This is a genomic window from Paenibacillus rhizolycopersici, assembly GCF_014947195.2.
Lineage (GTDB): Bacteria > Bacillota > Bacilli > Paenibacillales > Paenibacillaceae > Fontibacillus > Fontibacillus rhizolycopersici.
This window is the reverse complement of record NZ_JADCNN020000001.1, coordinates 434,293-446,973: the sequence shown is the minus strand read 5'-3', so window position 1 is coordinate 446,973 and position 12,681 is coordinate 434,293. Positions and strand designations below refer to the sequence as shown.

Below are 12,681 nucleotides of genomic sequence, written 5' to 3'. Positions count from 1 at the left end.
TATGGCACCGGCCTTCAAGAAATATATCACACTTGCACTTTGTTCCATGCAAAACACACTGGCTTACCGGCTCTCATTCACTTTAAATTTCTTATCCGGCTTTATCGGGTTAATTGCAATGTACTTTCTCTGGCAGGCCGTTTATATCGGCAGGGATCAGCTCTCCGGCTTTACATGGGAGCAGATGCAAGCTTACTTGCTGGTCACGTTCTTCGTAAACTCGATGCTGTCCTATTACTCCGAATCGAGTATTACAAATAAAATCATCGACGGCAGCGTGATGATGGACCTGCTGCGTCCGATTCAATTCCAAAAAGCCAGACTCGCGGAAACCCTTGGCTCCTGCGTGTTGGAAGGGCTGTTGAGCTGCATCCTGATTGGACTTGCGGCGATATTCACCTTCGGCATTACCTTGCCGCATGACGTTTGGACTCTTACACTGTTTGCCTTAAGCCTGCTTTCCTCCATTCTGTTGAAATTTTGTATCGTCTATTTGTCTGCTTTGCTCTGCTTTTGGACCACCAGCGGTTTCGGCATTTATTGGGCCAGAGTCTCCATTACCAACCTGCTATCCGGCGCGCTCGTGCCGCTGGCATTCTTTCCAGGCTGGCTGCAATCCTTCGCCATGGTACTGCCTTTCCAGGGGATTGTGAACACGCCGGTCATGATCGGCCTCGGGATGAGGGGGAGCTTCGAAGCGCTGGAACTGATCGCAATACAGCTGGGCTGGATCGTCTTGCTCTGGCTGTTAGGCAAGATGCTGTGGTCCCGGGCCATCCGGCAAATTACGATTCACGGAGGATAAGGTCATGAAAATCAGAAATACGCCTTGGCGGATTTTATATCTATACTGGCGGCTTTACAGCCAACAGCTTAAGGCGATGATGGAATACTCTGCAGACTTCTATATCATGGTGGGATCCGCGGCGCTGACCCAAATCACCGGCTTTTTATTCCTGTGGGTGGTGTTCTCCCGCATCCCGGATATTCAAGGCTGGGGGCTGTGGGAAGTAGCTTTTATGTACGCCGCGATTTATGTGTCAGAGGGCGTCGGGTCGCTGTTTTTCGAAGGTACCTGGCGGATGCTGCGGCTGATCAATATGGGAGAGCTGGATCGTTATCTCGTTCGGCCGGTTTCGCTTGTGCTGCAAATTTTCTGCACGGGAATCGGGATGAACGGACTTGGCAACATTGTGATCGGCGGGAGTATTATCGTCATGTCGTTAACTCGTATGGATATCGCTTGGAGCGCGCAACATGTGGCTATGGCTTTCCTGCTTTTCGTTTCCGCAATGACGACTCGGGTCGCCATCAATCTGGCGGCAAACTGCTCGGGTTTCTGGATTCGCAGCAGCGGGAACGCCTTCCCGATCATGATCCACAATCTCGGCGAGTTCGCCAAATATCCGATCACCATTTTTTCACAAGGCCTGCAGCTTTTTATTTCGCTTGTCGTGCCGTTTGCGTTCGTCAGCTTCTTTCCGGCGGCCGCCATATTCAGCAAGGCTCCCTGGAGTTACTGGGGTTGGCTCGGCCCGCTGGTCGCTGTCTATTTCGTCTTCCTAGCCCTGCTGATTTTACGTATCGGACTTACGAAATACGAAAGTGTGGGGAACTAAAAACAGGCATTGCTTCCCTTGCTCATGCAAGGGAGCAATGCCTATCAAATTCCTTGGAGCCTCCTCTTCTTGTTGACGCTCAGCTCACCCCGTACACCGATGCCATGCAATCCACGAACATTCGGTTGTACTCCTGCCGGGTCAGGTCCTTGTTACACTGGATATCGCGACCCAGGAACTGGTACCAGGTGATCTCGACCTGATCCTTCTTATACAGGAACCGGCCGTTCGCAAGCGAAAACTTGTCGTTTTCGAAAGATGCTACATTTTCGTAATCCAGCTTGCTGCCTTGCTGCTCCGCCACGAATGTCGCCAACAAAATCAACATTTTAAAGGGATCGTCATAGATTTCATATTGAGCGTTCAAACGGCAACCTCTCCTTTATCCGTGATTACTCTCATCGTACTCGAATTGCCTCCGATCGAAATAGCAAAATCATAAGATTCTTTTATCAAAATTATCGGCAAAACAAAAAACGCCCCGGAGCAAAGTCCAGAGCGTTTGAAGCAATCTGAAAACGCATTAGTTAAAGAAACTCAAAAATCGATTAAACCGAGACTGATGAGCAGCGAATCATTCACTTTCTTCATCGTCTCATCGTCCAAATGCGTAATTTTATCCGTTAATCTTTGTTTGTCGATCGTTCGAATTTGCTCCAGCAAGATGACGGAATCCCTATCAAATCCGTGCGTAGCCGCGTCAATCTCAACATGGGTTGGCAATTTCGCCTTTTGGATTTGCGCCGTAATAGCGGCAACAATAGCCGTTGGGCTGAATCGATTTCCGATATCATTCTGGATGATAAGCACCGGTCTGACCCCACCCTGCTCTGATCCTACCACAGGAGAGAGGTCTGCAAAAAAAACGTCGCCGCGCTTTACGATCAATGTTTACACCCCGCTTACTAGGCGGTCCAGAGTGATGTCTGCATCTTCTTCCGCGTGGAACGCTTCGGAGGCCATGGACAAATTGATTTTTGCCATCTCCATATAGCCGCGCTGCATCGATTCCCGGATGAATCGTTTCTTCCGCTCGTTCAGATACAGCTTCATGGCCTGCCTGATCAACTCGCTGCGGTTGGAATTCTCCATCGCGACGATTCCATCGACTTCCTGCAAAAGATGATCCGGCAAACTGATCATAATTCTTTTGGTGTTGTGCATATTGGCCATCTTAAAACTTCCACCCCCAAAACCTACTCGACCCTGTTTCCTGATATCAGTATAGCATTATTCAAGGAAATTTATACAAAAGAAATATATGCCGATAGTATATCAAGTATGCTGCATTTCATTATAAACAAAAACGCTCGTGCCGTACATACCTGATCATTTCCATGTTTAGTATTCGATAGACTCGGCATAAATTCCTTCCCTCAGGAAAAAGTTTTGTAGAATTTTGTCTGCCGCTCCATTCTGTCACAGCAGCGGGTTTAGCAATACGTCAGGTTCACCCTTCCGTCTGTATACCCGGGGCACTCGGTGGGCCAGCATGCAGATCAACTCGTAATGGATCGTTCCCATGGCGGAAGCCAGCTCCCCGGCGGTAATTTCCTCGCCGGCTTGCCGGCCGATGAGTACAACCTCTTCGCCGGCTTGAATTTCTTCGGCTTCCTCAGCCAAAGCTTGAAGCGATACCATACATTGGTCCATACAAATAACGCCTGCTACAGGAACGCGGCGGCCGCGTATCAGTACTTGTGCTTTGCCGTTCAGCAATCGCGAATATCCGTCGGCATACCCGATCGGGAGGGTGGCAATGCGCTCCTCCTGCTGGGTGACGTATTTCGCTCCATAGCTGATGGCGGAATGAGGCGGCAGCGTCTTGACCCGTACCGTTTCGGTTTTCAAGGATAAAACCGGGGTGAGCCGCACTTGATCGCGGCGGACCTCGTCGGACGGATACAAGCCGTACAAAGCGATGCCGATGCGAACCATTTGTACTGACAGTTCCGGCATATCGATGGCGATTGCGCTGTTCCCCGTATGTATGATCGGGATACGAATTTCATGTTCCCGCAGCGCGTCCACCACACCCTGAAACCGGCGAAATTGTTCCAATGTATAGCTTTTGTCTTCCTCGTCCGCCGTGGAATAATGAGTGAACAGGCCTTCCACTTCCACCTGCGGCGCTTGCGTGGCCTTGCGTATGAAGGCGACCGCTTCTTCTCCGGGCAGCAGTCCGACGCGGCCCATGCCGGAATCGATCTTGATATGGACTTTCAGCTTATGCGGGAATTCGTCGGGATGCAGCGCTTCGATCGCCTCCAGCACTTCCATGCTGAATACGTTCAGCGTGATATCTTGCTCCCACGCGGCGCGAACCCCGTGGGGCGGCGTATACCCGAGCACCAGAATCGGCAGCTTTACACCGGCTTTCCGGAGCTCCAGCGCTTCATCCAGGAACGCGACGCTGAGGTAATCCGCGCCGATCCGTTCCAACTCCTTCGCTACGAGCACGGCGCCGTGCCCATAAGCATTAGCTTTCACACATGCCAGCATTTTCATGTCCGCCGGTTGTCTTCTTCGCAATTCCTCGAAATTGCTGCGCAGCGCGTCCAAATCAATTTCCGCACGGGTAGGTCGATACATCACTTGCACTTTCGGGTCACCTTCTCCAAAGATTGAGAGTTCAAATATCTGAGCAATAACCTAATGGTAATGTTCATGGATGCGACTGTCAATTCTGCAAAAGAACCCAATTGCGAAAGAAGGGCCGTTTTCAGTTACAACCTCGCTATAGAATAAAGAAGCGAATCGTCGGGGCCGGTGGGAGAAGTCTCCCGCCGGCGCAGCCGCAATCCGCCTGTTCTGATTTTATTTACCGGTTTGGTCCTGCATCGATGCGGCGACTTTAACCATTTCGGTCACCGGCAAATTCTCGCTGGTAATCCGGAATTCCAGCCCGTCCACGGTCCAGGTGAGGGTCCGCAGCGCATCGCCGGTCAGAAGTCCCCACGTAAAGCCCATGTCGACCAGTTCGCCCGGTACGAGCGAAGCGGTGCGGTCCGGGGAACGCGTCTCCGATAGCGTAAATTGATATGTACCATCATAACGCAGCATGACGGTCGTGCGATCGGCACCTTCCACGGCTTTGTCATCCTGGTACAAGACCCCTTCCGGCAGATAAGTCGGGATAATCACGCCAAAAGGTTCGGTTAAAGCCGGTGTAGCCGGAGTTTTCGCGCCATCCGCTTCGCTGGACGCGGCATCGCCGTTAGCGCCTGCGCCCTCCTCAGTTGGCGTCTTCTCCACGAGCATGCCGTTCTCATCGACTTCCAGCAGCGTGCCTTGAGAATCCTGAGCCGCCGTATCCAGATTGTGCTGCATGTCAAACGAGTTCTTGTCGAACTTGGCATCGAAGTCGAATTTATCGAATTTCACTTCGACGACGACTTTCGCCTCGGCATCGGATACCTGCACTTGCTTCGGCGCATAGTCATCTTTGGCCAGCCAGATTTTTTGCCGCACTAAGGCATGGGTGTTGTAATTGGCCGCGACTTCGAAGATGTAGTTCTCCTTATCGCTTTCGAATTGCCGCGAACTGTCGCTCAAAATGCTGCGAGCCAGCGTTTGGTACAGATACACCTGACCTTGGTTCTCCGGCCAGTCGCTTTGGAAGCGGAAGCTCTTGTTCAGGCTTGGCGTCAGCACGAACACTCCTTGTTCATTGCGGAGCACGATTTGTGTGACGTCCTTCTGTGCATTCGTGAGTGCGATCCGGTAGAACGACGGGTTTTGATACCAAACTTCCACCTTGTACTCCTGAGGCTTGTCACCCGTATAAAGCGTCATCGTGCCTGAACCTTGATAACTCTCCAACTGGGCAACCACTTTGTCCAAATCCTTGACGACGCCATCGGCGTCCTTTTTCCCGCATGCAGCCAGCACGAAGCTTAAGGCTATCACAATGGTCAGCATCCACGTGAAACGGCGCATGAGATCATCCCCTCTGCAGTTTGATTTCCTAAACTGATACATGTCTATGAGGGAACTTGGCCGATTATGCAGACTAGCCCCAGCAGGGCGAAGACAAGTTGCCGAATGCAGGTTACCCTGCCGCAAATGCAGTTTACCGATTACGGTATTGCGTATGCAAAAAACAGCGTGCTATGGTTAACTCACCAACTCATTTCACAGCGGATGTGGCTTACCCCGAACCCCGAGGAGTGAAACCTTTGAAATTGATTATTGAACAATCCCTCGACCACGAGGACGTAGAAATTACGATCAAATGCCAGATGATCGACGCCGATTTGGAGAAACTGATCGCCCAGATACGGCTGTATGGTTTTTCCATCATGGGCAAAAAGGACGGTTCCGTCCATCCCCTGCGACCGGAAGATATCTTCTACTTCGAATCGATCGACGACAAGACTTTTGCTTATTGCGAGAAGGACGTCTACGATTGCAGCCTGAAGCTTTACGAGCTGGAGCAGCAGCTAGCTAAAGCCGATTTCGTTCGGATCAGCAAAAGCTGCATTATGAATATTGCGAAGTTATCCAGCGTGAGAGCCCTAATTAACGGGCGTTTCGAGGCTCGCCTCCAAAACGGGGAGAAGCTGGTCATTAATCGCCATTACGTGCAGGGATTTAAGGAAAAATTCAATTTTTAGGAGGGCTGAAGGATGACCCAATTTAAAACCTACTTCACGATCGATTGCATCTCGTTTACGTTCGTTATTTTGATTTTCTCAGGTTTGTCACTGCTGGATCTGCTCCCTTCCTTAACGACCCTGATTGCCTTGCAGATTTTTGCTATGACGACATGCATCACCTTCTTAATGACGCTTACCGATCGCATCCCCTGGAAGAGCCTGTGGCCATCCATCCTTGTTGATATCGTGACCGTGTTGTTTTCGGTATTTGCCATCGGGTGGCTATTTCACGTATTTCCGATGGATTGGCCCAATTTCGCGGTGATCAGCGGCATGTCGGTGGTGGTGTATTTTGCCGTATACGGCGTTCTGATCATCAAGGACCGCGTGGATGCGGATAAAATTAATCAGCAGATTCAATCCAAACATAACAAATAGTTGAAGTCGGAGGGGAATAACCCATGGGTAATATCATTGAGGTCACCGGCCTAAAGAAATCATTTGGTTCGCTGGAGGCCGTGAAGAAAGTGGATTTTACAGTGAAGGAAGGAAGTTTGTTTGCTTTTCTGGGTCCTAACGGAGCAGGTAAATCAACGACGATCGACATCATATCCACCCAGCTTCAGCCGGACGCCGGCGAGGTGATCATCGACGGGTATCGCTTGGGACTGGACGATGACCGGATTCGTTCTTCCATCGGGATCGTGTTCCAGGACAGCCTGCTGGATCCACTGCTTACGGTCGAGGAAAATTTGCAGATCCGGGGCCGATTCTACGGGCGGTCTCGTTCGGAACTCCAAGCGGCGATCGAAGTCGCGGCAGAGACGGCGGGTGTCTTCGAATTTCTAAAGCGTCCCTACGGTAAGCTGTCCGGCGGGCAGCGTCGGCGGGCAGACATCGCACGGGCGTTAATCCATACGCCAAAAGTGCTGTTTCTGGATGAGCCAACAACCGGATTGGATCCGCAAACGCGCAAGAGAGTGTGGGAAATGGTCCTCAAGCTGCAGCGAGAACAGGGCATGACGGTATTCCTGACCACCCATTATATGGAGGAAGCCGCTCAAGCCGACTACATCACGATCATCGACCATGGCGAAGTGTTGGCTCAAGGTACGCCGCTGGAACTTAAGAACCGGTATGCTTCGGACATGCTGAGAATTAAGCCGGCGGATGACGGCAAGTTGACTGCCCTGCTAGAGGAATTGGGCCTTGCCTTCGAACGGGATGCCGCAGGTATCTACCGTATTGCGCTAAATTCTACCCTAGAAGCGCTCGGGATCCTGGACCGGTGCCGGGACAATATCGCCAACCTGGAAATCGTCAACGGAACGATGGACGACGTCTTTATTAACCTGACGGGAACGGAGGTCAGAAGCTGATGTTAAGCATCGCAAACCGAAATTTGAAAATCTTTTTTAGGGACCGCGCCGCCGTATTGTTTTCCTTGCTGGCCGTGTTCATCATTCTCGGACTCTATGTCGTCTTCCTTGGCGACACCATCGCAAACAGTCTGCCGGTGATCGAAGGGGCGTCTGTTCTGATTAATAGTTGGGTACTGGCCGGAATCCTGGCCGTCACCTCCGTTACTTCAACCATGGGGGCTTTCGGAATCATGGTCGAAGACCGCTCGCGTAAGATCCTCAAGGATTTTACGACTTCTCCCCTCCGCAGAAGCCGGCTAACCGGCGGTTATATTCTCAGCGCTTGCTCCGTGGGCGTCATCATGAGCGTAGTCACGTTTATCCTTGGGGAGTTGTACATCCTGATGCTGGACGGGGAGTTACTGCCGCTGCTCAGTATCCTGAAGGTGCTTGGACTCATCGTGTTATCCGTGCTCGCCAGCAGCTCGATCGTCTTCTTCATCACCACGTTCCTGCGCAGTCAGAACGCCTTCTCGGCAGCCAGCACGGTGATCGGGACGCTGATCGGTTTCCTAACCGGCATCTACGTGCCGATGGGCAGCCTGCCCGAGGCGGTGCAATGGGTCATTAAGATTTTCCCGATCTCCCATGCCGGGGTGCTGATTCGCAACGTCATGCTGGAACATCCGATGGAAGTGTCCTTCAACGGGGCACCCGCCGAGGCACTGACGGAGTTCACGGAAAGTATGGGCGTCGTCTATCATTTTGGCTCCTACCAGGTCGAGTCCTGGTTAAGCATCGTCATTTTGCTGGCGACTACAGTGTTGTTCTTCGGCTTGTCCTTACTGAGTTTGTCGCGTAAAAGCAAATAAAACAAAAGACCGGACCGGGCGTGAATCGCCCGATCCGGTTATTTGGTGTGCCCTGACTTAGCTATTGTTGATGAACCCTATTAACGGTAGAAAATCCAGTGGGTTGATTACCTTATCAACCCGACACCCCCGCCTGCGCCTCCCCATTCCCAGCCGCCGCTTCTCGCGCGGTTAAATGGCGTTTCGCCAGCAGCAGGAACGGCACGCCGAAGGCGGCCGTCAACGCGATGATCCCAAAGATGATCAGGGACTTTGGGGCACCGAAGGCATCCAACAGAAAGCCGCCCAACAACGGCGCGAGCACGTTGCCTAATTGGTTAAAGCCAAACATGCCGAAATACGTACCGCGTAGCGATGCCGGGGCAATGCGGTCGACGAGCACGTCAGTCATCGTAAACATCAGCACCTCGCCGATCGTAAAGATGACGACGCCTAGCAGGAACGCCCAGATCGCGTGAACCGAGCCGAACAGCAGCAGGCTGCCGGAGACGAACAGATTACCCGCAATCAGCGGCACAACCGGCGTGAAGCGGCCGGCGAACTTGACGATCGGGAACTGTACCACCAGGACGACAACCGCGTTCAGTGACAGCATGTAGCCAAACAGCTTGGCCCCGTCCTGGATACTTGGCGTCATCTCTAAGTATTGCGCTAACGTCGAGCTGAAATGTCCGTACCCAAGCACGCAGAAAATCATACCGACCAGCACATACAAGAAGGTCCGGTCCTGTCCGGTCACCTGCATCGCACCCTTCAGGGACAGGCGCTCTCCCGCTCCATGACCCGCGGTTCCGATCTCCTTATGCAGCATAAACTGGAATACCAAAACCAGCCCATACACCAGATAGACGAGACCGGCGAAATAGAAAGCAATTCCCGAATCTGAAGCCCCCATTTGCAAACCTAGGATCGGTCCGACGACTACGCCAAGATTAATCGCTGCGTAACGCAGATTAAATACCAGCATCTTGCTTTCCTGTGGCGTGATATCAGCCAACAATGCCCGGGAGGTCGGTTCGAACAACGCACGGCACAATCCGTTTAAGGCATTCATAATAAAAAAGAGCCACACTTGATTCGCCAAGCCAAAGCCAATGAACACCAGCACCCAGCCGAAAATGGAAATGTACAGCACTCTCTTGCGTCCGATAACGTCCGAGATATACCCTCCGTAAAAGCTGGCGAACACCCCGATCAGCGAGCTGACCGCAACGACGATCCCAGTTTCGGACGGGGACGCTCCAAGGGACTTGATGAGATAGATGGATAAGAACGGAATGCTCATGGACGAAGCCATACGTCCAAATATGGTCCCCACGATGATGGTCCACGATAAAGGGTGAATATTTCTGAGATGTGCGTTCATACGGTTTTCGCCTTCTTTGTTCACGAGTTGTACAAAACTATCTCCCTATTAAACCCGCGAAGTAAATAATTGTCAAGGCTTGACAGGCTCCGTGTTGCCTGACATTTCAAAGACCCGCGAATCCCCCTGGATCCCCCCCGACTGAAGGGATTGCCGGGAACCGGATCAACACTGTCGTGCCGATCCCGGGACGGCTAAACATCTTCACCCCATACTCCGTGCCGAAATGCAACTGAATGCGGCTATGTACGTTGCGTATGCCAAACCCGGCCTCCGCCCCGGGTGCCGAGTCGAAAATTTGCCGAAGCCGATCTTGCGGCATGCCGATCCCATCGTCGATGATTTTGAAGCAAACTTCCCGCCCTTTCGCATAACCTTGAACCCGGACGTGAATCGGATCGCCGAACCAGGCATGCTCCAACACGTTTTCGATAAACGGCTGCAGGACTAGCTTGACCGTGGAAAAAGACAGGATCGCCGGGTCGACCTCGAAACCAAAGGACACCGCCTCCCCGAATTTCGTTCGCTGGATATTGATGTAAGCCTCCGCCTGGGCCAGCTCGCTGCGAATCGGAATGATGGTCCGCCCGTCGCTAAGCGACAAGCGGTAGAACTTCGCCAGATCAAGCACCATGCGCTGCAGCTTGTCAATCTCCCCGAACTTGGCGAGCCGGCTGATCGAGGACAGCGTATTATAGAGGAAATGCGGGTTGATCTGCGCCTGCAGCGTCTCCAGTTCGGCTTCCTTCTTCTCCAATTGGGACAGATAGACCTGCTCAATCAGCCGTTCGATATTGTGCCCCATCTCGTTTAGGGCAGAGGCGATCTGGGAAAACTCGTCTTTCCCCCGGTAGCGCATCCGTTTATGGAGATCCCCTTCCCGGAAGGCATTCAGAACCGACACGATTTTGGTTACCCGGATCGAAAAATAACGGGAAATGAACATCCCGGCAAACGTAAACACGATCAAGCACAACACGCAGATCAGGGTCACGAACCAACGTACCTTCGTCGAGTCCTGTTCCATGATCGTAAGCGGAACCCGGGCCGTGAGTACCCATCCCGGACCTGCGACCTCCTCGCGGATCGTTAAAAACTCTGCCGATTCCCCCCGACTTCCGGCAACGCCGGTCTCTTCGATCCCGCCGGATTCGTATAACGTCTTCCCCGCCCCATCTTGAATCAGCAATTGGCTGCCCTCGCCGATTTTGCGGTAGTCCAGTGCTTCGAACAACTCGCCGCTTCGCACGCTCAGTCGCAAGAAGCCGATTACCTGCAAATCGAGCGGCTTATCGCTGTCGACCAGCCGGCGCAGCAGCGAAATTCGGCCATACTCCATGTCCCTCTCTACCTCGCGCCAAACGAGCGTTTCTCCGTACTCCTCTTCCGGAAACTCCAGAACCCACGGTTTGTCCTGAATCCTCCGAAGATGATAGATGTTGTATTGCCCCTCGAGCGCATCCGGGTTCTCATGTAGGAATGAACCGTGATACACTTCGGGCAGCGTATCGTTCTCAAGGAACACGTACATGGCCAAATTCAGACCGGTCGCATTCATGGCGATATGGAGCTTCGGTTGGAGTACCGTTGTCGTGCGTTCATAGCTGCTCCAGCCTTCCTCATAGCTGCGCAGTTGCCTCACCAGTGTATAGTCATGGTATAGCATGGAGGAAACGCGCTCCACATCCGCCATTTTGTATTCCATGTTATCGCGGATTTGCAACAGCGTGCCTTGAATAGTGCTGCGGGTTTGCTTGCGGATGGATTCCTGATAAAGGGTGTGGGAGAAATAACCGATGGCGAGCACCGGAATCAGGATAAAAACGAGGTAGGTCAACATCAGCTTGTAGCCGAACGGTAGGTAACGGGGCGACCGGTTTGGCGAAACGCGGAGAATCTTCATCAAGGCGGCTCACTCCCGTTTGCGGAATTCCATCGGCGTCATCCCGAAGGTTTCTTTAAATTGCCGGCTAAAATAAGGCATATAGCGATACCCGACCTGACCGGCGACCTCATAGATTTTCACCTTGGGATCCCTTAGCAGCTCACGCGCCCGCTTCATCCGAAGCTCGGTCAGCATTTCGCTGAAGCCTTGGCCGGTTTCTTCTTTAAAGAGGTGTCCCAAATAATTGGGGGAAAAAGCAAACTGCTGGGCGATTTGCTTCAAAGTGAGGTTCTCGTGGAGACGCGCCTGCATGGTGGCCACGATTTCCTTGATCAACCGGCTGCTGCCCGGCATGTTCCTCAGGTCCGATAGCTCCGAAGGCTCCGGTTCGATGTGCCGATCCCGGGCGTCCTCTGACTTTCTGCCGTCCTGTGCTCCCAAAGCTTGCATCATTTGAAGGAACTGTTCCTCCGTCCGTTTGCGATTCGCCTCGTACTCTAGCTCAAGGGTGATTTGCCGCAGCGAGGCGACCAGCTCTTCGTCGTCCATCGGTTTCAGCACATAGCTGCATGCCTTCAACGAAAGCGCTTGCTTTACAAAGTGGAAGTCCTGGTGCCCGCTGACGAACACGACGCGGACGTCCGGCTTTCGATCCAGCGCTCGCCGCGCCAGCTCCAGTCCCGACATATTCGGCATATTGACGTCTGTCACCAGAATATCGACGGACTGCCGTTCCATCAGCTCACAGGCCGAGAAGCCGTTGCTTACGGCGCCTACGACCTCCATCCCCAGCTCGGACCAGGGAATAAACGTCCTCATGCCCTCCAGGTCGAGATGCTCGTCATCGGCAAGCAATACCTTATACAAGATCGTCTGCCCCCTTTTCCCCTTGCGGAAGTTCGGTTTATCCCTAAGTATACCCGTCCCCCCCGGCGGTTGAGAACGGAGAATATCCTCTAATAACAGCAGGCGTTTACGGA

The 12,681-nt window shown here is 52.6% G+C and carries 14 protein-coding genes; 6 read left to right on the top strand and 8 right to left on the bottom strand.

Annotated elements, in window-relative coordinates; genetic code table 11:
- Position 1: 1 nt before the first annotated feature.
- Both IM700_RS01890 and IM700_RS01885 read left to right on the top strand, forming a co-directional pair.
- The gene (locus IM700_RS01890) at positions 2-805 is read left to right on the top strand and encodes an ABC transporter permease (protein WP_193415520.1); all 804 of its coding nucleotides are present in this window, start codon (positions 2-4) and stop codon (positions 803-805) included.
- A 4-nt stretch (positions 806-809) separates the two neighbouring features.
- Positions 810-1,619, top strand: coding sequence for an ABC transporter permease (locus IM700_RS01885; RefSeq protein WP_193415521.1), 810 nt, complete (start codon positions 810-812; stop codon positions 1,617-1,619).
- 79 nt (positions 1,620-1,698) lie between these two features.
- Here the strand turns inward: IM700_RS01885 and IM700_RS01880 are convergent, their stop codons facing one another.
- The 5 genes from IM700_RS01880 to IM700_RS01860 all read right to left on the bottom strand — a co-directional run bounded on the left by IM700_RS01880 (position 1,699) and on the right by IM700_RS01860 (position 5,558).
- Positions 1,699-1,986: a hypothetical protein gene (locus IM700_RS01880; protein ID WP_155606477.1), complete on the bottom strand. Its 288-nt coding sequence runs from the start codon at positions 1,984-1,986 to the stop codon at positions 1,699-1,701.
- A 170-nt stretch (positions 1,987-2,156) separates the two neighbouring features.
- Positions 2,157-2,507, bottom strand: a complete 351-nt coding sequence (locus IM700_RS01875; RefSeq protein WP_059046614.1) for a type II toxin-antitoxin system PemK/MazF family toxin — start codon at positions 2,505-2,507, stop codon at positions 2,157-2,159.
- 3 nt (positions 2,508-2,510) lie between these two features.
- A complete protein-coding gene (locus tag IM700_RS01870) occupies positions 2,511-2,792 on the bottom strand; it encodes a CopG family ribbon-helix-helix protein (protein WP_018750966.1) in 282 nt (93 codons plus the stop codon).
- 246 nt (positions 2,793-3,038) lie between these two features.
- Entirely contained in the window at positions 3,039-4,220 is a 1,182-nt protein-coding gene (gene alr, locus IM700_RS01865) for an alanine racemase (protein WP_193415522.1), read from the bottom strand.
- Positions 4,221-4,436: 216 nt separating this feature from the next.
- Positions 4,437-5,558 (bottom strand): LolA family protein, encoded by a 1,122-nt coding sequence (locus IM700_RS01860; protein WP_193415523.1) that lies wholly within the window; start codon positions 5,556-5,558, stop codon positions 4,437-4,439.
- A 239-nt stretch (positions 5,559-5,797) separates the two neighbouring features.
- On the opposite strand from IM700_RS01860, the gene IM700_RS01855 reads away from it, so the two are divergent.
- The 4 genes from IM700_RS01855 to IM700_RS01840 are packed head-to-tail and all read left to right on the top strand — an operon-like array spanning position 5,798 to position 8,450.
- A complete protein-coding gene (locus tag IM700_RS01855; RefSeq protein ID WP_193415524.1) occupies positions 5,798-6,235 on the top strand; it encodes a LytTR family DNA-binding domain-containing protein in 438 nt (145 codons plus the stop codon).
- A 12-nt stretch (positions 6,236-6,247) separates the two neighbouring features.
- Complete coding sequence (locus IM700_RS01850; RefSeq protein WP_155606474.1) at positions 6,248-6,655, top strand: DUF3021 family protein; 408 nt, start codon at positions 6,248-6,250, stop codon at positions 6,653-6,655.
- A gap of 23 nt (positions 6,656-6,678) precedes the next feature.
- Entirely contained in the window at positions 6,679-7,596 is a 918-nt protein-coding gene (locus tag IM700_RS01845) for an ABC transporter ATP-binding protein (RefSeq protein WP_193415525.1), read from the top strand.
- Positions 7,596-8,450 carry an ABC transporter permease gene (locus IM700_RS01840; protein ID WP_193415526.1) on the top strand — a complete coding sequence of 285 codons (855 nt, stop codon included), beginning with the start codon at positions 7,596-7,598 and terminating at the stop codon, positions 8,448-8,450. Before IM700_RS01845 ends, IM700_RS01840 begins: the two co-directional genes overlap by 1 nt.
- Before the next feature lie 115 nt (positions 8,451-8,565).
- On the opposite strand, the gene IM700_RS01835 is transcribed toward IM700_RS01840, so the two are convergent.
- The 3 genes from IM700_RS01835 to IM700_RS01825 all read right to left on the bottom strand — a co-directional run bounded on the left by IM700_RS01835 (position 8,566) and on the right by IM700_RS01825 (position 12,568).
- Positions 8,566-9,816 (bottom strand): MDR family MFS transporter, encoded by a 1,251-nt coding sequence (locus tag IM700_RS01835; protein WP_193415527.1) that lies wholly within the window; start codon positions 9,814-9,816, stop codon positions 8,566-8,568.
- 106 nt (positions 9,817-9,922) lie between these two features.
- Complete coding sequence (locus IM700_RS01830; protein ID WP_193415833.1) at positions 9,923-11,719, bottom strand: cache domain-containing sensor histidine kinase; 1,797 nt, start codon at positions 11,717-11,719, stop codon at positions 9,923-9,925.
- 9 nt (positions 11,720-11,728) lie between these two features.
- A complete protein-coding gene (locus tag IM700_RS01825; RefSeq protein ID WP_193415528.1) occupies positions 11,729-12,568 on the bottom strand; it encodes a response regulator transcription factor in 840 nt (279 codons plus the stop codon).
- Positions 12,569-12,681 lie beyond the last annotated feature (113 nt).